The sequence below is a fragment of the Acinetobacter sp. ACNIH2 genome (assembly GCF_002934965.1).
Classification (GTDB): Bacteria; Pseudomonadota; Gammaproteobacteria; order Pseudomonadales; family Moraxellaceae; genus Acinetobacter; species Acinetobacter tandoii.
In genome coordinates this window covers 561,567-583,117 of record NZ_CP026412.1, presented here as the reverse complement: position 1 = coordinate 583,117, position 21,551 = coordinate 561,567, and the positions used below count along the sequence as shown (strand labels likewise).

At 40.7% G+C, this 21,551-nt stretch carries 19 protein-coding genes and 2 pseudogenes; 8 read left to right on the top strand and 13 right to left on the bottom strand.

Translation table 11 applies throughout. The features are described 5' to 3' along the window. Positions 1–42 precede the first annotated feature (42 nt). Positions 43–951 (top strand): polyprenyl synthetase family protein, encoded by a 909-nt coding sequence (locus tag C3F34_RS02755; RefSeq protein WP_044740959.1) that lies wholly within the window; start codon positions 43–45, stop codon positions 949–951. Positions 952–1,061: 110 nt separating this feature from the next. Here the strand turns inward: C3F34_RS02755 and putP are convergent, their stop codons facing one another. From putP to C3F34_RS02725, 5 genes are all read right to left on the bottom strand, one after another. After that, positions 1,062–2,552, bottom strand: a complete 1,491-nt coding sequence (gene putP, locus C3F34_RS02750; RefSeq protein ID WP_104441036.1) for a sodium/proline symporter PutP — start codon at positions 2,550–2,552, stop codon at positions 1,062–1,064. A 204-nt stretch (positions 2,553–2,756) separates the two neighbouring features. After that, on the bottom strand, positions 2,757–3,611 hold the full coding sequence (locus C3F34_RS02740; RefSeq protein WP_044740922.1) for an SPFH domain-containing protein: 855 nt from the start codon (positions 3,609–3,611) through the stop codon (positions 2,757–2,759). 14 nt (positions 3,612–3,625) lie between these two features. Then, positions 3,626–4,099, bottom strand: coding sequence for an NfeD family protein (locus C3F34_RS02735; RefSeq protein ID WP_104441034.1), 474 nt, complete (start codon positions 4,097–4,099; stop codon positions 3,626–3,628). A gap of 99 nt (positions 4,100–4,198) precedes the next feature. Then, entirely contained in the window at positions 4,199–5,125 is a 927-nt protein-coding gene (locus C3F34_RS02730) for a patatin-like phospholipase family protein (RefSeq protein WP_104441033.1), read from the bottom strand. Between the two features lie 60 nt (positions 5,126–5,185). Continuing rightward, the gene (locus C3F34_RS02725; RefSeq protein ID WP_016165741.1) at positions 5,186–5,812 is read right to left on the bottom strand and encodes a 1-acyl-sn-glycerol-3-phosphate acyltransferase; all 627 of its coding nucleotides are present in this window, start codon (positions 5,810–5,812) and stop codon (positions 5,186–5,188) included. A gap of 142 nt (positions 5,813–5,954) precedes the next feature. Between C3F34_RS02725 and C3F34_RS02720 the strand changes: the two genes are divergently transcribed. Continuing rightward, entirely contained in the window at positions 5,955–7,202 is a 1,248-nt protein-coding gene (locus C3F34_RS02720) for an MFS transporter (protein WP_044740918.1), read from the top strand. A 164-nt stretch (positions 7,203–7,366) separates the two neighbouring features. Here C3F34_RS02720 and C3F34_RS02715 read toward each other — a convergent pair whose 3' ends face one another. Next, positions 7,367–8,029 (bottom strand): IS1595 family transposase, encoded by a 663-nt coding sequence (locus tag C3F34_RS02715; RefSeq protein ID WP_104440784.1) that lies wholly within the window; start codon positions 8,027–8,029, stop codon positions 7,367–7,369. 47 nt (positions 8,030–8,076) lie between these two features. Here C3F34_RS02715 and C3F34_RS02710 point away from each other — a divergent pair, with 47 nt between their 5' ends. The 4 genes from C3F34_RS02710 to C3F34_RS02695 all read left to right on the top strand — a co-directional run bounded on the left by C3F34_RS02710 (position 8,077) and on the right by C3F34_RS02695 (position 13,075). Further along, positions 8,077–9,231, top strand: a complete 1,155-nt coding sequence (locus C3F34_RS02710) for a porin (RefSeq protein ID WP_044740917.1) — start codon at positions 8,077–8,079, stop codon at positions 9,229–9,231. Positions 9,232–9,349: 118 nt separating this feature from the next. Continuing rightward, on the top strand, positions 9,350–11,026 hold the full coding sequence (locus C3F34_RS02705; protein ID WP_044740916.1) for a phosphoethanolamine transferase: 1,677 nt from the start codon (positions 9,350–9,352) through the stop codon (positions 11,024–11,026). Between the two features lie 15 nt (positions 11,027–11,041). Then, a complete protein-coding gene (locus tag C3F34_RS02700; protein WP_044740915.1) occupies positions 11,042–11,719 on the top strand; it encodes a response regulator transcription factor in 678 nt (225 codons plus the stop codon). Between the two features lie 24 nt (positions 11,720–11,743). Then, entirely contained in the window at positions 11,744–13,075 is a 1,332-nt protein-coding gene (locus tag C3F34_RS02695; RefSeq protein WP_044740958.1) for a sensor histidine kinase, read from the top strand. Between the two features lie 201 nt (positions 13,076–13,276). Here C3F34_RS02695 and C3F34_RS02690 read toward each other — a convergent pair whose 3' ends face one another. Further along, positions 13,277–14,020 (bottom strand): phosphatase PAP2 family protein, encoded by a 744-nt coding sequence (locus tag C3F34_RS02690; protein WP_104441032.1) that lies wholly within the window; start codon positions 14,018–14,020, stop codon positions 13,277–13,279. A gap of 190 nt (positions 14,021–14,210) precedes the next feature. Between C3F34_RS02690 and C3F34_RS02685 the strand changes: the two genes are divergently transcribed. Next, a complete protein-coding gene (locus tag C3F34_RS02685; RefSeq protein ID WP_044740913.1) occupies positions 14,211–14,906 on the top strand; it encodes an HAD family hydrolase in 696 nt (231 codons plus the stop codon). A 64-nt stretch (positions 14,907–14,970) separates the two neighbouring features. On the opposite strand, the gene C3F34_RS02680 is transcribed toward C3F34_RS02685, so the two are convergent. The 5 genes and pseudogenes from C3F34_RS02680 to C3F34_RS02660 form a co-directional block, all read right to left on the bottom strand. Then, positions 14,971–16,158 carry an ammonium transporter gene (locus C3F34_RS02680; protein ID WP_044740912.1) on the bottom strand — a complete coding sequence of 396 codons (1,188 nt, stop codon included), beginning with the start codon at positions 16,156–16,158 and terminating at the stop codon, positions 14,971–14,973. 410 nt (positions 16,159–16,568) lie between these two features. Then, positions 16,569–17,294 carry an amino acid ABC transporter ATP-binding protein gene (locus C3F34_RS02675; protein ID WP_171284982.1) on the bottom strand — a complete coding sequence of 242 codons (726 nt, stop codon included), beginning with the start codon at positions 17,292–17,294 and terminating at the stop codon, positions 16,569–16,571. A gap of 14 nt (positions 17,295–17,308) precedes the next feature. Continuing rightward, a complete protein-coding gene (locus C3F34_RS02670; protein WP_104441030.1) occupies positions 17,309–17,992 on the bottom strand; it encodes an ABC transporter permease subunit in 684 nt (227 codons plus the stop codon). Continuing rightward, positions 17,992–18,735 (bottom strand): amino acid ABC transporter permease, encoded by a 744-nt coding sequence (locus tag C3F34_RS02665; RefSeq protein ID WP_104441029.1) that lies wholly within the window; start codon positions 18,733–18,735, stop codon positions 17,992–17,994. Before C3F34_RS02665 ends, C3F34_RS02670 begins: the two co-directional genes overlap by 1 nt. Positions 18,736–18,807: 72 nt before the next feature. Beyond that, a pseudogene (locus C3F34_RS02660) lies at positions 18,808–19,548 on the bottom strand (transporter substrate-binding domain-containing protein); the annotation flags it as partial. 71 nt (positions 19,549–19,619) lie between these two features. On the opposite strand from C3F34_RS02660, the gene C3F34_RS02655 reads away from it, so the two are divergent. Beyond that, positions 19,620–20,710 (top strand): IS4 family transposase gene (locus tag C3F34_RS02655; RefSeq protein WP_104442269.1). Its coding sequence is split into 2 segments (ribosomal slippage): positions 19,620–20,160 and positions 20,160–20,710, totalling 1,092 coding nucleotides; the frame shifts between segments, so codons are not numbered across the junction. A gap of 21 nt (positions 20,711–20,731) precedes the next feature. Here C3F34_RS02655 and C3F34_RS02650 read toward each other — a convergent pair. Further along, a pseudogene (locus C3F34_RS02650) lies at positions 20,732–20,938 on the bottom strand (amino acid ABC transporter substrate-binding protein); the annotation flags it as partial. Positions 20,939–21,551: the final 613 nt, after the last annotated feature.

Genomic DNA, 21,551 nt, shown 5'->3' with positions numbered 1-21,551 from the left:
CAGCATCTTTGGCGCTGTATAGCAAAAATACTCGAGGCAAATGTGTCATCTTTAACTGACGTACAAAATAATACGTTGCATCAAGCGCAACAGCAGATTCAGCAAGATCTTCTTGCAGCATTACAGGCTTTTTCTTTGCCAGAGCCTTTAAAAAGTGCAGTGCATCATGCCGTGATGTTGGGTGGGAAACGAGTACGACCAGCTTTATGCTACGCAACAGCGGCGATTCGTCCGAATCAAAACAGAGCAGCAGTACGTCGTGCAGCCGTAGCGGTAGAATTGATTCATTGCTATTCCTTGGCACATGATGATTTACCTTGCATGGACAATGATCAGTTGCGCCGTGGTCAGCCAACTTGTCATGTCGCTTATGGAGAAGATACTGCGCTTTTAGCAGGGGACATTTTACAATCCATGGCATTCGAAATTTTGGGCAGTCGTTTGTTTGACCAAGGTGAAGCGGTTGATCAGTCGGTGATTCTTAAGCAAATGCAAATTCTAGCGACAGCTTCGTCCAAAATGGTCTGTGGGCAAGTGTTAGACTTACAAGCTGAAGGCAAGCAAATTGATCAGCAAGCTTTAGAAACCATTCATCGGAATAAAACGGGTGCCTTAATTACTGCGGCAATTATGATGGCGGCTGTGACAATTTTTCAGGGTACGGACCCTGCAATTCCGCAATTACGTCAGTATGGACAAAATATCGGTCTGGCTTTTCAAGTTCAGGATGACATTTTAGATATTATCGCCAATACAGAACAGCTCGGTAAGACTGCGGGTAAAGATGAGCAAGTCGAAAAGTCGACCTATCCTGCATTAATGGGCCTAGAGCAAGCCAAAGCTTATGCGCAAAATTTACATGACCAAGCTTTTGCCGCTTTGCAGTTTTTTGAAGGGCAAGCGCAAGAATTAGAACAAATTTCTCAGTTCTTATTGGCAAGACAGTTTTAAAATTCAAAGTTCGAACAGAACAGGAAATGCATTCGGAATCGATTGAATCTGAATGTACTTTAAGGAAAACTCTATATCACCTCTAGGTCATATAGAGTTTTTTTTGACACCTATTTTGATGCTTTGTAAAGCTCATCAGCTTGTTCAAATCGATCAGTAATGTCTTTTTCAGGTGCTTTACTGAACAGACTGAACACAATGATTGCGATGGTGGCAGAAATGAAACCAGGAATAATTTCATAAATACCAGTCGCACCGAAGGCATTCTTCCAAACTATAACCATGATTGCACCCGTAATCATACCTGCCAGTGCACCTGTTAAAGTCATACGTTTCCAGAATAAAGAGAGTATGATGAGTGGACCAAACGCTGCACCAAAACCAGCCCAAGCGTATGCCACAAGCCCAAGGACTTTAGCGTCAGGATTCCCAGCCATCCAAATGGCAAGGACAGAAACCAATAGAACCATCAAGCGACCAACCCAAACCAATTCTTTTTGCGAAGCATTTTTACGTAGAAATGCTTTGTAGAAGTCTTCAGTTAAGGTGCTAGAACATACCAATAATTGGCAGCTCAAAGTACTCATCACAGCTGCCAAAATTGCTGCAAGTACAATCCCTGCAATCCATGGATTAAACAGAACCTTGGTTAATTCCATGAATACGGTTTCAGGGTTAGCACTGACAACAGCAGCATATTCAGGGTGTTGTTGGAAGTAAGCAATCCCAAAGAAGCCCGCAGCCACAGCCCCGCCTAAACAGAAGGTCATCCATGCCATACCAATACGACGAGCATTTGGAATTGATTTCACAGAATCTGCTGCCATAAAGCGTACTAAAATGTGCGGCTGCCCAAAGTAGCCTAGCCCCCAAGCCATTAACGAAATGATAGCTACCATACTCAAGTCACCGAACAGGTTCATGGCTTGTGGACGTGCCGCTTCAAGCGCTATGGTCAGTTGTTGTGTATCAGTAAAGCTCAGTACAGCAACAATAGGTGTGAGCACGAGGGCAAAAATCATTAAAGTGGCTTGAATGGTATCCGTCCAACTTACAGCAAGGAAACCCCCAATAAATACATAGCTGATGGTTGCAATCGCACTGACCCAAAGTGCAGTTGTATAAGACATACTAAACATGTTTTCGAATAATCGTGCACCAGCCACCATGCCAGAAGCACAATAAATCGCGAAGAAAATTAAAATCACACAGGCAGAGACAATACGCAGAACTTTTTTATGATCATTAAAACGATTGGAAAAATAGTCTGGGAGGGTTAATGCGTTGTATTGTACTTCGGTATGTACACGTAAACGTCCTGCGACCAATAACCAGTTGAGCCAAGCACCAATAATTAAACCAATACCTATCCACATTTCAGATAAACCTGATAAATAGATTGCGCCAGGTAGGCCCATGAGCAACCAACCACTCATGTCGGATGCACCTGCCGAAAGTGCAGTCACAAAACTTCCTAGACTACGACCACCCAAGATATAATCATCAAAGTTGTTGGTCGCACGGTAAGCCATCAAGCCAATAAAAACCATGGCAATGATATAAAAGAAAAAAGTGATTAAGGTCGGATTCAGTGAACTCATACGCTTATCCTTGGGAGTTAAATCACAAACTGAAATTCCGCTTTCTGTTAAAATGGTTACAAAAAGCAAACAATATCCTGAAAATAAGCGCGGGATTTAAACATAAATTCACAAAGTTTTCTGTTTTTTTTGTAATGAAAAAAAGAATAGGCAGTCACAAACTGCCTATTTCTTTGAAACACCAAAGGATATTATTGGTCTGAATTAATTGTTACGACCCATGACACCACGAATGGTATTGAGGACATCCGCAGGTAAAACTACCGTCTTGGCATTATTGGATTTTGCCATCTCTTGCATGGCTTTCACATACTGTTCACCTAATAAATAGGCGACAGGAATTTCTTTATCGCCCACAGCTGAACTGACCATTTCAATCGCACGTTGTGAGGCTTCTGCAAGTACCACCTGCGCTTCTGCATCACGACGTGACGCTTCAAGGCGACCATCGGCTTCCAAAATTGCGGCTTGTTTTTCACCATCTGCTTTGGTTACTGTTGCACGACGTTGACGCTCAGCAGCAGCTTGTGCTTCCATCGCTGACTGCATGGTCTGTGAAGGTTGAATATCTTGAATTTCAACGGTTTTTAAAGTAATCCCCCAATCTGAAATATCATCAGAAATGGCTGCTTTGAGTTTAGCTTTAATATGGTCACGTGAAGAGAGTGCATCATCTAAATCCATTTCGCCTACGATAGAGCGAAGCGAGGTTTGCACCAAGTTTTGAATCGCCCATGTGTAGTTTTCAATCCCGTAGACTGCTTTTTCAGGGGTAGTTAAGTTAATGTATGCTACTGCGTTCATGACCAATACAGCATTATCACGGGTAATTACTTCTTGAGATGGGATATCTAAAACAATATCTTTGGTGGTGACTTTGTAAGCCACTTCATCCACATATGGAATGACAAAGTTTAGACCAGGACTTAATGTCGTATGGTATTTACCTAGACGCTGTACAATCCATTTGTAGCCTTGGGGAACAATACGAACCCCCTTAAAAATCGTGATGCCGACAAAAGCCAACAACGCAATAACAATAATAGATCCCGCTGACATAGTTTTACTCGCTTTTATTGATTGTCATGATTTGGACGATGTGGCTGTACCACAAGATCATTCCCCAGAATATCGACTACACGTACCCGATCACCAACATTCACACTTGTGAGAGTGCGACAGTTCCATTCATCTGAGCCTAAAACTGGCATTGGAAACCTAACGCGGATTTGTTCATGTTCCATATTGACTTGAATGACCATTCCGATCTGACCAATGGTTGCTTCGCGTGAAAGGCCAGCTTTGGTTTTATCGATGGAGAGTGGTTTGATGAATCTAAACCATGCGACGGTGCAAAGGATGGACAGAATCATCCACAGTACTAATTGTACTGTTGAGTCGAGGGCAGGAAAAATCCACAATAAAATACCCACCAAAATGGCGCTAATCCCAAACCACAACGCTGCGAAAGCGGGAATGATTAATTCGGACAGCATTAATAAAACACCGAGGACAAACCAGTGCCACGGTTCAAAAACAAATTCCATACATCTACTCGTGTATTGTGTTAGTGAATAGTGCTTATAAAGGTATCATTATTCACTGTAACAGATGTCTAAGATGATGAATATTAAAAAAGTGTTTATTTAGAATTTTGCCTTCGGTGCAGGTTTAAATGCAGCTGGGGACTTCTTAAAATTGCTAATTGCGGCTTGAATGGCGGTGATTTTCAGTTGTGCTGCTTTTTCACCTTCAAGGATGGATTCATTGCTGGCTTTTAAGTCTAAAGTTCCGACATGCCCAACTTTAGGTTGAATCACAATACTGGCTTGATTCAACTCGGTATTAATACTTTGTTGCCCCATAATATTAATGGTTTGGTCGAGTAAACCCCACATATTCAGCGGTTTATTGCCAACGGGACGGGCAGAAATGTCGACCGCAATGACAATATCTGCACCCATCGCTTTCGCAGTAGTCACAGGAATTGGGCTAACTAAACCACCATCGACATATTTACTCCCCCGAATAGTTGTAGGGACAAAGACATTTGGAATGCTACAGGATGCACGAACAGCTTGACCTGCATTACCTGAAATAAAGTCAGCTTTTTTGCCATTGTCTAAGCGAGTTGCAACCGCAGCAAAGCGGATCGGAAATTTTTCGATGGGCTGATTGCCGACATTTTTATTGACATAGTTCTGTAGTTTTTGCCCCAACACAATGCCTTGGCTGTTTAAAGTCAAGTCACGTAGATCGGACTCTTGTAATTGCAGCGCGAGCTGTTGCAGTTGGTAAGGGCTTTTGCCACTGGCATAGATGCTGCCGACAAAACTTCCCGCACTGGTACCAGTGACAATTTTAGGTTTAATCCCATGCGATTCGAGCACTTTAAGTACGCCAATATGTGCAAAACCCTTGGCACCACCACCACCGAGAGCAATCGCAATAACGGGTTCACGTGCCTTGATTGGGGTGGTTACAGGTGGTTTGCTTGCTGTTTTATCACAACCAGCAAGGGTAAAGCCGAGTAAGCCAATCAGGCCATATTGAAAAAAGCGTAGGTGAGACATTGCACTCTAAATAGGAGAAAAATTGCGCATATCAGATCAAATTTTGACTCTTATTTCTAGTCATTTTTTGACGAGAGTTTGTAACGGCTTTGCCAACCACTCTGGATTTCTTGCGGAGAATTGTCCTGCATAGCAGGCTAAGATCTTGGGTAAATCCTGATCAAAATCCCCACTGGGATGGAATACGCCTAAACAGCGAATGGTTTTGTGATCATAATCAAAGGCAAACATGACAATTGGAATATGTGCTCCAACTGCAATTCGGTAAAATCCACTTTTAATACTGCTGGCACTTTTTCGGGTGCCTTCAGGTGCCATACCCACCCAAATTTTATCTTTATCCTGAATAATCTGAATGATTTGCTGTGTGAGTCCATGCGGGCTAGCACGATTCACAGGAATAACACCGATCCAGTCCAATAAGGGCTTTAGCGGTGTTTTAAACAGCGTATGTTTGCCGAATACGGTAATTTGAATGCCTAAACCCAATAGTGCAGTAAAGCCATGCCAAGCATCAATATTAGAGGTGTGGGGGGAGATAATCGCAACTGCTTTGGGTAAATCGGGAAATTCACCAGAAAAAGACCAGCCTTGCGCCAGAAACAATCGACGGAAAAGCTGTTTAGAAAAGGCGTTACCTCGCGCGGGCACGTGCGGCGGCAAAATAGGAAAATGCTGCATAGACATAGCCTTGTCATCCTGACAAATATTCTTGGTTTTTCTTGATATTACGCTTTCAGAAATCGTGCTTCATTGGCAAAATGTGCGCTTGGATGTGCAGAAATGCTCACCAATGAGCACCATGTCCAACATCATAGGATTGCCAGATATGCCAATCGCACAGAACGTTTATTTATTGCTGTTTTCATTGTACTGGGCGCAAGGTTTACCTGTGGGGTTTATGACACATGCGCTGCCTGTCATTCTCCGAGCAGAAGGGGTGTCATTGGCGCATATTGGTGGTTTTGGCTTATTAATGTTGCCATGGTCAATCAAAATTTTATGGGCACCTTGGGTAGATCGAGTCGGTAATTCGCAGCGCGGACATTATCGGAGCTGGATTATTCCAATGCAGTTGTTCAGCGTTGTGGTATTAGTCGTGCTGTCCTTTTTACCTATTCATGCACTCGACCAACCGCACTATTTACTCCTGTTTTTTATGACCTTGCTCAGTTTGAACTTTGTAGGTGCGACGCAGGATATTGCAACAGATGGACTGGCGGTTCGTATTTTAAAATCTGAACAGCAGCACTGGGGTAACACCTTTCAAGTAATTGGTTCTCGCTTAGGGTTTATTGTCGGGGGCGGTGCCATACTCTGGATGTTAGATGGGTTTGAATGGCAGACGACGTTTTTGCTGTTGGCGGGATTGGTCTTGCTGAATACATTGCCTGTGTTGTTATATCGGGAGTCTACACCAGTACAGGCGGTGCATCAGCCTTCGACTTTATGGCGAGAAAAAAGCAAAGCGATTGCTCAATATCTAAAGTATTACCGTAGCAGTTCAACTCTATGGCGATGGTTGTGGGTGTTATTGACCTTTAAAGTGGCAGATGGGCTGGCAGGACCATTACTCAAGCCTTTAATGGTCGATTTGGGTTTGAGTTTTACTCAAATAGGGGTGTATATCACCATGTTAGGTGCATTCGCTGCTTTATTGGGGGCAGGTTTAGCTGGTGCATTACTTAAAATCATGCGCCGTTCTCAGGCCCTGTGCTTATTCTCAGGATTAAAAATTATCTGTTTAGCAACTTACACTTGGTTGGCTTATCAATATGAACAGCAACAGGCGATAGCTCCTGTTGTGATTTATACGATTAATGCTGCGGAAGATGCAGTTTCCGCCATGCTGTTGGTGGTCATGTTAACCTTAGTCATGCAATACAGCCGTTTAGAATATGCAGCAACCGATTTCACCTTTCAGGTCGCTGTTATGGCAACGGTCAGTGGTGTGTTATATAGCTTGAGTGGTTTGATTGGTGATGTTTTAGGCTATACAAATTATCTATTTTTGATCGTTTTTATCGCAATTTTCTGTCTTGTTACAATTTTCCGATGGATGAAATTAGAGAAATAATATTACAAATCAGCTACTTGTTTGTTGTTAGCCTAAAGTATTAAAACATATATATAAATAAAAATTTAATCCTTTTGTAATATGTGACTGCAATGTAATATTTGTAACAAAATTAACACCAGGGAAAATGATTTGGCTCTAGACTAGCAGATTTATACTTAATTTTATCTAATGATGTTCCACAACTCAGTTGCTAACTCATTAGGTTCTCTCATCCAACGCCATTCAGACTCCTTCAGATGGTAGTCAAAATAATCTTTTGAGATACCATTGAACTTGGATAATCTTCGTTTACAGAAACTCCAAAATGATTCTATTCCATTTATGTGACATTGTCCTCTAGCAAACTCATTTGCTCCGTGATTTACCCTGAAATGCTTTGAATAACCAACATCAACTAGACCATTATAGCCTCGCCATCCATCACTATAAATGACACTTTCTAGTGCCACCTTACCTAAGATAACCTTTTGTAAAGTCTTCATTTTACAGTCAGGAACGATTTCAGTATAAACACGCCCATCCCGTTCAAATATTCCAAATACGGGTTGTTTTAAAGTGCCACGACCACGTTTTAACTTCCCATGAAAACCACGTTGTCGTTTAGCGCCAAAATAGCTTTCATCCACTTCAATAGAACCTACAAATTTAGTTCTTAAATCTGTTTGATGATCATAAATAGCTTCCCTAAAAAGCATGTACCAATAGTTGATCGTATTACGATTTAAATTGAGTAATAATGCAGTTTTAGAAGCGGGTATATCAATGCAAAAGCATTGAATGATTTTTTTAATCTTGTAGTGGCTTAATTTACTGTTTTTAATCATGATTACAGACCAACATAACTAGTCTGCTAGTCTAGAGCCATGATTTAATGAAAACCAAAATTGCAGCAGCGATTGCTTTAAGTTTGTTAGCGGGTTCAACTTTTGCGGCACCAACGTTCTATGGTGAAATTGATGCGAGTGTGGACTATTTACCAGAAGACAATAAGTCAGGTACTTCGGATAAAGATGTAGTAGAAGTCAGTTCAAACAGTTCTTACCTTGGTGTCAAAGGTGATGAAAAATTAAATGACCGTTTAAGCGCTGTTTATTTAGCTGAATGGGCATTTAATGCAGATGGCGAAGGAACAGATTGGTCTGCACGTAACCGTTATGTTGGTTTAAAAGATGCAAAATTAGGTACTGTGAAAGTAGGTACGCATGATACTCCATTGAAACAACTTTCAAGTGTTGTCGATACGTTCAATAACTATGTAAATAACAAAGCGGACATCACAGGCATTATGACAGGTGAAACTCGTCTTGCGAATGTTGTGGTCTATGAATCTCCAGCGCTTACGTTGCCTACAGGTGCAATCAAATTAAATGCATTGCTTGCGACTGGCGAAGACAGCGGTATTGCAAAAGGCAATGGTGCTTCTAAATCGGCTGGTCGTGGTTTAGGCGATACTTGGTCTGCATCTTTGGTGTATGACAGCCCAGTTTTTGTTGCGGGTGTAGCATATGATAAAGCGGTACCAACGACATTCTTAGGACGTGGTTTTGATAATGCATCTAATCCAGAAGCTGTTCCTGTAGTAGATTCGACAGGTAAAGTTACTACTGCATTTGCAGCAGCCAATACTTTACGTGCCATTGGTCGTTTAAATGTGCTTGACAACAGCTTGGCTTTAAAAGCATTGTATCAAACTTCTGAAGTTGAAGACGCAAAAGGTAATTTTCCTTCTATCGCAGCAATAGATGTACCTGATATTGATAAATCACAAGGTTGGTTAGTGGGTGCGGAATATAACATCCCATCAGCAAAAGCTTGGACAGTGAAATTGCAGTACAGCGCAAATTCTACTAGCTTTAAGAACAATGCTGCCGATGACTATGATGCTGACCAAATTATGGCTGGCGTAGACTATGCGTTTAGCAAGCAAGTGAAGTTGTACGGTTATGGTGGTTACTTAACACTTGAGCAAGGCAATGATGAAACTAAACAACCAGTTGTAGGTACAGGTTTAGAATTCAAATTCTAATTTTTATAAAAAACCATTCAAAAGGACGCTACAAAAGTAGCGTCCTTTTTTATTTTAAGTCAGCTTTAAGTTTCAAATCATAAATTAATAAAAAATATTGATCATCGAACCGCTCAAAATGAATTTGTCTCGCCTTGAACGCTTGAAACAGTTTTTCCCCCCGTTGGCTTTACATCAATTTAATTTGTTACTTGCACTTTGGTTAGGTGTTGCTCTGAATTTTGCATTTTATAAGCAAATTCAATTACTCACGCCTTATCAAGGTTTTAAAGCCTATGCATTTTTATCTGCAACGGTCTTGGTTGTGGTCGCGCTCTATAACCTGATATTGCAGTTATTCCAGTGGAAATGGAATGCTAAAATTTTGGCGTTATTTTTAGTTTTTGTAGGCGGATTAACAGCTTATTTTGTGAATAGTTTGGGTGTTGTTATTTCACCTGGGCAAGTCCAAAACATGATGCAAACTGATACCAAAGAGGCATTGGATTTGTTTTCCATGCAGTTTGTGGTGTGGAGCATGTTTATGGTAGTGCTGCCAATGGTGTTGATTGCACTGATTCGAATTGAAAGCAAACCGCTATCGAAACAACTCTTGAGCAAGAGCTTGCACGTTGTGGGTTCAATGGCTGTTATAGGTGGGTTGCTGTTTGTATTCTATGTCGATTTTGCTGCGATTTTCCGTGAACATCGTGATTTAAAAGGCATGATTTCACCACAAAATACTATTGCTTCGACTTTATCCTATTACCGTAAACAGAAGCCTAAAGAAAATTTACCTTTGGTGACATATGGTACAGATGCTCACCGAGTGGTGAATACCAGTGCAGATGGAATGCCTAAACTCATGATTTTGGTGGTGGGTGAAACAGCTCGCGCAGAAAGTTTTTCTTTGAATGGTTATGCGAAGAATACCAATCCAGAATTGTCTAAACAAAATGTCATTAACTTTAGCCAAGTGAGTTCTTGCGGGACAGCGACCGCAGTATCAGTGCCATGTATGTTCTCTGGAATGCCGCGTGAAAATTATGATGAACAGTTGGCAGGTCATCGAGAAGGTTTACTCGATATTGCACAACGCGCAGGCTATAAAGTGACATGGATTGATAATAACTCAGGCTGTAAAGGTGCTTGTGATCGCGTGCATAAGTTTGAAATTCCAGCTGCATTAAAACAAAAATGGTGTGATGCTGAAGGCGAATGTATGGATGAAGTTTTGGTGGATAGCTTGAAGTCTTATTTGGCGAGCATTCCAACTGAAGATAAAACACCTCAACTGATCGTGCTACACCAGATGGGAAGCCACGGACCAGCTTATTACAAACGTTCGACAGAGCAGTTCCAACCTTTTAAACCAATGTGTGCGACCAATGCCATTCAAGGTTGTAGCCGAGATGAATTGCTGAACAGTTATGACAACTCGATCGTTTATACAGACCATATTTTAAATCAGGTGATTCAAACCATTAAAGATGTGTCAAATTATCAAACGGGCTTTTGGTATTTATCGGATCATGGTGAGTCGACGGGTGAAAGTGGGATGTATTTACATGGTGCGCCTTATGCAATTGCACCAACTCAGCAAACTCATGTGCCAATGATTATGTGGTTCTCACCAACATGGCAACAGCACAATACAAGCCAAGTCAGTTGTTTACAGCAGCAAAAACAAGCTGTACGCAGTCAGGACAATTTATTTCCAACGTTGTTGTCCTTATTGGATGTGAAAACCCAAGTAATTGATGATAAAAATGATATGTTAAAACAATGTGCAACTAATCCAACAGGAAAGGCTTAAGTTAGGATGAGCAGAATGACCAAAATCTTAATGATCGAAGATGATTTCATGATTGCTGAATCTAGCAAGACCCTATTGGAATTGCACGATTTTCAGGTGGAATGGGTAAACAATGGGCTAGATGCTTTAAAGCTCCTACAACAGCAAAGTTTTGATATCGTGTTGTTGGATTTAGGCTTGCCGATGATGGATGGCATGCAGGTGTTGGCAAAAATTCGTCAAAGTTTTCCAAATTTACCGGTTTTGATTATTTCTGCACGAGATCAGGTGCAGAATCGGGTAGACGGTTTGAATCAGGGCGCGGATGATTATCTGATTAAACCTTATGAATTTGTAGAACTCTTGGCGCGTATTCAAGCTTTATTGCGTCGAAGCATGCAAGAAATGCCATCGAAGGAAACTACAGTATTGCGTTACGGCGATTTGGAGTTAGATGTTGAACAACATATCGCGTTATTGCATGGACAAGAGGTGGAACTTTCCAATCGTGAATGGGCAATTCTTGTGCCATTGGTCAGTTATCCTAATAAAATTTTTTCCAAAGCCAATTTAGAAGATAAGCTGTATGATTTCGACAGTGAAGTGAATAGCAACACTATTGAGGTTTATGTCCATCATTTGCGTGCAAAGTTGGGTAAAGATTTTATCCGCACCATTCGTGGTATGGGCTATCGCTTAGGTAAATTGGATTAAGCTTTTATGCAGCAACTGCACGCAATGCCAACACAAACATCGTTAAAGAAACGATTGCTGATTTTTGTTTCAGGTTTTAGTTTACTGTTGGGTGGCGTGCTGATTGCAACCGCTTACTGGATTTCATTGGGGGAACTGGATGAAATTCTTGACGCCCAAATGCAGAATCTTGCGGAACGTGTGGCTGCTCATGACCCTGCACCCATCAAAAGTCATTTTGATATTCATAAGCGCTATCATGAAGAAGACTTATTTATCGATGTATGGGAAAAGCAAGAACATCCGCAGCATCAGTTTGATTTGTTATTACATGGTGTAAATCAGGCTGGATTTTATGATCGCTCCACCTCGCAAGGGGTGTGGCGAATGTATGTGCTACCGACAGAAAAGTATCAAATTCAGGTCAGCCAACCGTTTGCAGCGCGAAGTCATTTAGCCTTGGAACTCGCCACCAGTATGTTTGTGCCCTATCTGGTGATGATTCCGTTTATTTTATGGGGTTTGGGCTGGGTAATTTTACGCAGTCTAAGACCTATGGATGAATTTAGACAAGAAATTGCCCGCCGTGATCTAGATGAATTAACACCCATTAAGCTGAGTCGCTATCCTGTTGAGTTAATACCCACAATTCAGGAAATGAATTATCTGTTTGAGCGGATTGAGTCGGCACAACAAGAACAGCGCCAGTTTATTGCAGATGCAGCGCATGAGCTCAGAACACCAATTACTGCACTGAATTTACAGATGCAGATTTTATTGCGTGAGTTTCCAGAAAACACGGCATTGGAAAATTTGAGCCAAGGTTTAATTCGTATTCAGCATTTAATTAGCCAGTTACTCGATTTAGCTAAGCAAGATGCAAGTAGCCTACACACCATGCAACAACAGCCATTTTACTTGAACCAAGTGGCAGTAAATTGTGTTGAACAACTGATTCACGTGGCTTTGCAGAAAGAGATTGATTTAGGCATGGAGCGCCAAGAGGAAGTCGTGGTGAATGGTTTAGAATCTGCTGCACGCTCAATAATTTATAATTTGATTGATAATGCAATTAAATACACACCTAAAAATGGCGTAATCAATGTCTCAATTTTTTCACAAGGCAACGATGCGGTGATTCAGGTTGAGGATAGTGGTCCAGGAATTGATCCTGCTTTGTATGAACAGATCATGAAACGCTTTTATCGCATTCATCATCACTTAGAGATGGGAAGTGGGCTAGGTCTTTCAATTGTGCAAAAAGCAACAGAACATTTAGGTGGAAAAATCCAGTTTGGTAAAAGCCATACTTTGGGTGGGCTGTTTGTACAAGTACGGTTTCCTCAACAAGTGCAATCAGTGCCATTATCTCGTTAAGTTGAAATGAGCCAAGTCTAGTCAAACGCACTCAGATATTTTTTAGTCAACTTTATCCTTTGTCTTTTGAAAAGGCTTTAATCGATACTGCTATTTTAGAATCTTACTCTGCCCAATTGCGTGGTCAGTATGCAAGGAATATATACTGACCTTTGTAGTAGAGATGTCATGTGAATTAAGCAACTATGGTTTAGTCAGCATTTAAGCGGCTTCTTGAGTATTTTCCGTAATAGGCTGTTGAATAAAAGCAGGAGGCTGTTCCACTTTTAAGGTTTGAACTGGAACGAGTCGTTTATAAAAAAATGGATAAAGTGTAACGTTACAGCACCAAATGACCCAAGCAGTCCAGAGGTTATGGCTGAGGAAGTGTGCTCCACGCATCATTTGCGCCCATCCCATAGCAAAGCCCAATATCAAGCCTGCAAGAAGATAGAAATAAGCACGTTTAGGCGCAGTCTTCCTAAAAGCAAAGAAGCCTGTCATTAAGGCAAAACCCGTTGCTGCATGTCCGCCAGGGAAGCAATGCCCATGACTAAGGTTAAAGTTCCAGAGAAAACCAGTCGTTGTCGCTTGGGTCATATTCCAAGGGCAGGCGTGTCCCGATTGTGATTTAAGAATACCGACCACAGTGGCGCTTAAAATTAAAATCCAGAATAAATAAGCATATTGCCAGCGCTGTGCATGTAAACGTTCGATTTTAAAACTTGCAAGCCAAAGGCTCACAAAACTGATATCACAGAGAATGAGCAGATTTTTGATATATTTATGATTGAGAGTTTCTAAAAACCAGTCATAACGCCATGGGAATTGTCCATGAGTGCCTGTCCAAGGCTGGATCAACATCAGGTCAAGTTGACCCGCAACAGGAAAAAGCAGTTGCAGTAGAACAAAACTGAACAGCAAAATCAGTCCTTGTTTGAGGCTAAAACGTTGTAATTCAGACATGGTCGTACAAACGAGATTTGGAGGACTTTGATTAGAGCAAAGCAAACTTAAATCGGACTTAATTGAATCTTAAAAGCAGATAGAGGAACTGATGTATTTAACAGATTTGATGTAGAACTTAGCAGATAATCTGTAATGCAAACATGGTTTAAAATGCTAGATTAAAAGGCAAAAGTCGCCTGAGAATGTTATGCCTATTCGTGCAGTATTATTTGATTTGGACAACACTTTAACCCATCGTGACCAAAGTATTCTGCGCTATAGTGAGTTTTTGCTAGAACAGTTTCAGTCATACATATTTGCACCTGATCTGGAAAAAATACAGCAAATTATCCGCCGAATTGATAATGGCGGATATCCTAAGAAAGAACAACTGACTCACTCGACCATTGGGGCATCGGTTGCATTTGCTTTATTGCAAGAGTTGGCGTGGAAAACTGAGGTAGATTTTCAAAACTTAACCGATTTCTGGTTTCAGTATTTTGGACAGTGTGCTGTTGCTATGTCTGGAGCATTAGAGTTGTTACAAAGCTTGAAACAACAAGATTATGCATTGGCAGTGGTATCGAACGGTGGACATGCGACTCGTTTGAATATTTTAACTGGACTTGGCTTCAAGAATTATTTTGATGTGATCGTGAGTTCCGAACAAGCAGGGATGAGTAAGCCTCATCCACAGATTTTTCTGCATACTGCGGAAAACTTAGGGGTACATCCTTCAGAATGTTTGTTCATTGGTGATCATCCCGTGAATGATATTTGGGGCGCACAACAAGCAGGAATGCAGGCCATCTGGTTACAAGGTTTTCACCCTGAAGATGAACGTTTACAAGTTCCTCGTATCCAGACCTTACATGAGCTATATACCTATTTAGAGCAAGCATAAAATTGATAGCATAAAAAAAGCGATTCCTGAGAATCGCTTCGTAACATGCGGAAATTGAGAAAATTTAAAACATACTATCGTCCGAATTTGCTGAAATTTTGTGAATGGATAAATCGGCACCACGGAACTCATCTTCTTGCGATAAACGAATACCAATGCAAGCTTTTAAACCACCATACACCGCAAATCCACCCACAAGTGCAACCACAATCGCGAATAGTGTGCCAATGATTTGTGACATCATGGATACGCCACCAATACCGCCTAACCATTGTTGACCGAAAATACCGACTGCAAGTCCACCAAAGGCACCACAAATTCCGTGTAATGGCCATACACCCAATACATCATCCACTTTGAGCTTGTTTTGGGTATAGGTGAAGAACTTGACAAAAATAATCCCGGCAATGGCACCAATCACAAGCGCACCAAAAGGATGCACAATATCAGAGCCTGCACAGATAGCAACCAAGCCAGCAAGCGGACCATTATGTAAGAAACCGGGGTCATTTTTACCGATCATGTTGGCCGTAATGGTTCCACCTACCATCGCCATTAATGAATTAATGGCAACCATGCCTGAAATCGCATCTAAACGTTGTGCACTCATAACGTTAAAGCCAAACCAACCAACTATGAGAATCCAAGATCCTAAGGCAAGGAAGGGAATGGATGAAGGTGGGTGTGCACTGACACGGCCATCCTTCTTGTAACGACCATGGCGTGCACCCAGTAAAATGACAGCGGCCAAAGCAATCCAGCCTCCCATGGCATGCACAACCACCGAGCCTGCAAAGTCATGAAAGGGTGCACCAAATGTGTGCTCTAACCATGTTTGAATACCAAAATTACCATTCCATACAATGCCTTCAAAAAATGGATATACCAATGCAACTAAGAGTAGCGTTGCTAATGCTTGAGAACGCATTTTGGCACGTTCCGCAATGCCACCCGAGATAATTGCAGGAATAGCAGCAGCGAAAGTTAGCAAAAAGAAGCAGCGCATCAGGTTATAGCCATGATCTGCCGCCAAAGTTGCTCCCATATGGAAGAAATGATGTCCATAGGCAATGTAGTAACCTACGAAAAAGTAAGCGATTGCTGAAAGCGCAAAGTCTGTCAGAATTTTACTTAAGGCATTCACCTGATTTTTATGTCGAACTGTGCCAAGTTCTAAAAATGCGAAACCAGCATGCATGGCCAGTACCAGCACTGCTCCTAGTAGTAGAAAAAGTAAATCGATATCTTGCATAGTTTGCTCGAAAAAAGTGCTAAATACGACTTTAGGTACAAATTTGGGAAGAGGATTTGCACCAAAATAGTTTAGTAAATCTAAAAATTGGAGTTCAGCAACCGAACACTCCGTTCATGCAAACAATTAAGCAAAAAATGCACCAATTCAGATAAAAATAAGAATTATTTGATGAAAAATAGTGCATATCGGCTTAAAAGAGTGCTCTATGTTGCAATTTAAAATAACGTAAAATTTTAGTTTCTATTTAATTAAATTAAAAATCATAGATATAAATTGAATAATTGTTCAGATTTTTAATATTACTCAAATGTTCCAGATCAGCAGATTGAAGTGAATTTTTATTGATCGAATATCAGAATAAAACTTCATCAAGTGGGCTAAGCCCGACTTGATGAATATGTTCGTAATTAATGTAAGATATTTTCGAGGAATTGTTGTGCTCGTGCACTACGAGGTGTGGTAAAAAATTCCTCTTTGGAGCAGTCTTCGACAATTTTGCCTTGATCCATAAAGATAATTCGATTTGCCACTTGGCGTGCAAAGCCCATTTCATGAGTAACACACATCATGGTCATGCCTTCTTTCGCCAGACTGACCATCACTTCAAGTACTTCATTAATCATTTCGGGGTCAAGTGCAGAAGTAGGCTCATCAAATAACATCGCAATCGGGTCCATACTCAATGCACGTGCAATCGCGACACGTTGCTGTTGCCCGCCAGAAAGCTGGGCAGGGAATTTATCGGCTTGCGAACTTAATCCGACGCGGTCTAGATAAGCCAGTCCTTTTTTCTTCGCCTCATCAGCACTACGCCCTAAAACTTTGATTTGGGCGATAGTTAAATTTTCAGTCACACTTAAATGTGGAAATAATTCAAAGTGTTGAAACACCATGCCTACGCGGCTACGCAATTTATTTAAATCGGTTTTTGGGTCTGCAATAGGGACGCCATCCACAAAAATTTGCCCCTTTTGAAAGGGTTCTAAACCATTGACGGTTTTAATGAGGGTCGATTTACCTGAACCTGAAGGTCCACAAACCACCACCACTTCACCTTGGCAAATTTGTGTGGTGCAATCGGTCAGGACTTGAAATTGTTGATACCATTTACTGACGTTTTGGAGATCAATCATTATTTTGGGGTCACTCATACTTTTAATCTCCTTTGTATTCTTTTCACAATAAATGTTGCTAATGCACTGATGCTAAAGTAGATCAGACCTGCAAATAGAATGTACTGGGTCAATAATGACATCAGGTCGCCACGGACGTAGTTGGTACGGAAAAAATCGAGTAATCCAATTGCATAGACCATGGTTGAATCTTGGAACAGAATAATGGTTTGTTGGAGTAGCAAGGGCGTCATTTTCCGAAAGGCTTGTGGCAGAATAATCAAACGCATGGATTGACCATAACTCATGCCTAGTGCATAGGCTGCGGCGTTTTGCCCTTTAGGAATAGACTGAATCCCAGCGCGGACAATTTCAGAAAAATAGGCCGCTTCAAACAGCATGAAGGCGACAATACTCGAAACCAAAGCCGTATCGATAGTTAAATAATTGCCTGTAATTGCGGTATAGAAAAACGGCACCGCAAAGTAAAACCACATCAGTACCAATAGCAGCGGAATAGAGCGGAATAAATTGACATAGGCTTGTGCGATTAGATTCAGTATCCGAATAGAAGATAGACGCATTAAAGCCAGCAATGTGCCAATAAAAATACCGCCTACGGTCGCTATGCAAACGACTTTTAAGGTAATGCTCAGACCATGCCATAGGGCTGGCGCAGAGAGTTGTAAATCTTGGATAAATGCAGTGAGCCAGTCCATTATTTATCTCCTGCAATTGTGCCTGGAATACGCAAGCGTTTTTCCAGAAAACTCATAAATTGAATTAGGCAGATGTTAATCACAATAAAAATAATGGTGACGTAGGTGTAAATCTCGATGGTATTTTGCGTGTACTCACTGATCGTTTTCATCTGCGAAATAATTTCAGCCACACCAACCAGCGAAGCAACAGACGTGTTTTTTACGCAGTTGGTTAGTTCTGAACTGAGCGGAGGTAAAATGGTACGGAAAGACTGTGGCAAAATTATGTAACGGTACAATTGTGCCGTACTGAACCCCACGGCATAGCCTGCATTGATTTGTCCTTTGGGTAAGGCTTCAATTCCTGTACGGACTTGTTCGCAAACCCGTGCAGCAGTAAATAAACCCAAACCAATACTGGCAGAAATAAGAGCACTGGTATTGGCACTTAAATCGTTCACCCACCAATCTTTCAGCCCTGTGGGTAAAAAATTGGGCACCACATAAAACCAAATAAACAGTTGTATTAATAAAGGGATATTGCGAAATATGGTCACATAGGCTGTACCAATCGCACGTGCAGTTTTATTCGGAAGCGTACGCATAATACCGAGCATACTGCCCAAGACAAATGCGATAGACCATGCCACGATGGCAATAAACAGTAACCAACCTAAGCCGATTAAAATCCAGTTGAGATAACTACTGTCACCGACACCGGTAGATTGAAATAGTACGCCCCAGTTCCAGCTATAGTTCATAGGAGCTCCAGATTTTTAATCAGGTAGGTGAAAGCACTACCTGATAATCATTAAGAGAATGGTCAGCATAGATTACTGATCACGGTCATGTGGTGACGCAATAAGGGCTTTTAATTGTTCCGACATTGGGAAGTTCAGGTTAATATTTTTAGGCGGAATAGGTTGTTCGAACCATTTCTTATACATATTGTTGATTTCACCTGAGCTATAGACTGCTTTAATTGCATCATCCACCACTTGTTTAAATTCAGGGTCACCTTTTCTGAGCATACAGCCATAAATTTCATGGATAGGTGCAGTACCTACAATCACCCATTGATTTGGATCTTTTGCTTTCGATTTTTCCCCTGCAAGTAAAATATCATCCATCATAAATGCGGCAGCACGTCCGTTTTGTAGCATCAGGAACGATTCAGCATGGTCTTTGGCAGAAATAATTTCACCAATTCCCAGTTCTTTTTCATGTTGGCGAATATAACGTTCTGAGGTAGTTCCCGCGGTGGTTACCAGTTTTTTGCCCTTTAAGTCGGCAAAGTCTTTCACGCCAGAGTCTTTCGCGGTGAGTAAACGCGAACCCACTTCAAAATACCCCACGGAAAAAGCGACTTGTTGCTGGCGTTCTTTGTTGTTGGTGGTTGAGCCACATTCTAAGTCGACGGTACCATTAGAAACCAATGGAATACGGTTTTGACTAGTGACCAAGTTATAGCGAATTTTTAAATCGGGCATATTTAGTTTTTGTTTCACAGCATCTACAACTTTTAGTTGTAAATCATGTGCATAGCCCACAGGTTGATTAGGATTATCGGCAATCTTTGTACACGACAAAAAAAGACAACTCATTGAAATAATGGCATAATACTTGTTTTCTGACGACGAATATGATGACACATTTCAATGAGTTACATCTCATCTTAAACAAATATCTAAAGTGGAACAAGTCACGTGTAAAATGTTTTACACTGATTATGCTGGCATTAATTGTAAAACAGACATGTAATCTTTCTTCTGCATCTAAAGCCTTACCCATCACGTGCTTACCACAATCATTTTATCGACGTATACAACGCTTCTTTGCAGATCAGTATTTCGATTATCGTCAAATTTCTCAGTTAATTTTCAATATATTTTCATTCGATAAAGTCCAATTAACTTTGGATAGAACCAACTGGAAATGGGGAAAACGAGATATCAATATCTTGATGTTAGCCATCGTCTATCGTGGAATAGCGATACCTATTGTTTGGACATTGCTCAATAAACGTGGAAATTCAGATACAAAAGAGCGTATTGCTTTGATTCAACGCTTTATCTCCATTTTTGGTAAAGATCGTATTGTGAATGTGTTCGCAGACAGAGAATTTATCGGTGAGAAATGGTTTACATGGTTAATTGAAAATGACATTAACTTCTGTATACGTGTTAAAAAAACTTTATTGTGACCAATCACTTAGCCAAGAATCATAAAATTAGTGATTTATTTCGTCATCTTCAAGTTGGTCAAACAGAATGTCGTAAACGACGTATTTGGGTTGGTCGAGTGAAACTGTATATTAGTGCGCTACGATTAGAAGATGGAGAACTTTTACTTGTTGTTTCTCCTATGTTTAATGCTTCTGCTATTGGTGATTATGCATTACGCTGGGAAATCGAAACCTTATTTAGTTGTCTCAAAGGACGTGGATTCAATCTTGAAAATACTCGTTTAACAGACCCTAGACGAGTCAAGAAATTGATAGCAGTGCTAGCGATCGGTTTCTGTTGGTGCTATTTAACAGGTGAATGGCAACATGATCGAAAAAAAGCGATAAAACTAAAGAAGCATGGACGACTTTCAGTAAGTTTATTTCGCTACGGTTTGGACTATGTTCAGATGGCTATTCTACGTTTGATTGGTTTTGGAAAAAAAGAAGAATTTAAGAAAGTGCTAGCAATTTTAAGAAAGAAAAAGCCTGATAGGACAAGGGCCCTATGAAATTTGTCGTGTACAGAGATCGGCAATATAAGAAAATGGAATGGAAGAGTCACGATAACCCAACACGATGGTTCCTGACTGTTTAATTTTTTCTAGCGTTCCCGATGCAGAGCCTTCTTTGTTCGCAGAATCATTACTACTTGGTGTCTTGTCGCCACTACAGGCACTTAAACCGAATACCAACGTGCTGGCACAGAGTAGGGAAGTCAGGGGCCGTTTTAATAACATGGGTAAACTCCTTGTGTTTTGTTTTCATCTTTCACTTTATTTATTGACTGAATTTCCATCAGTTTATTTGTTTTTGCATTATTGTCTGTTTGTTTAATAAACAGATTTAACTTCATCTTAGCGCGAGTTTTAGTCGGTTGCGCAGGTCAGATTGTTGATGCTTTGTTAACGATAAATCTTTAAGTTTTAAACAGATTTAAAGCCAATAAATAAAATTTAGAGTGAACAAAGCAGAATCTATGCCTGAACAGCATTACATAATTTAATAAAATACTGTGTTTAATAAAAATAAACAATTCGTTGTCAGAATATTCCAAATTGATAAATCGAGAGTAAACTTTTAATTTTAATATAAATAATTGATTTTAAATTATTTTTTAAATTTCAGGATTGCTTATACGCGTATATATGGATTGCTCATGGTTCAGTTAAAAAGAGATTGGAAAATATGTAAACACTGACCTCGCCGTGATGTTCTAAGAGCATGATTTGTATGTTGTGCCTTGTAAGGCACTGTGATTGTGCATTTATTTCTGTTGAAGTGAATCAACGATTTAGATTGGGCTATATCGGGCATGGACGTTCTATCATCGGGGTAATCTTGTTATAGTGC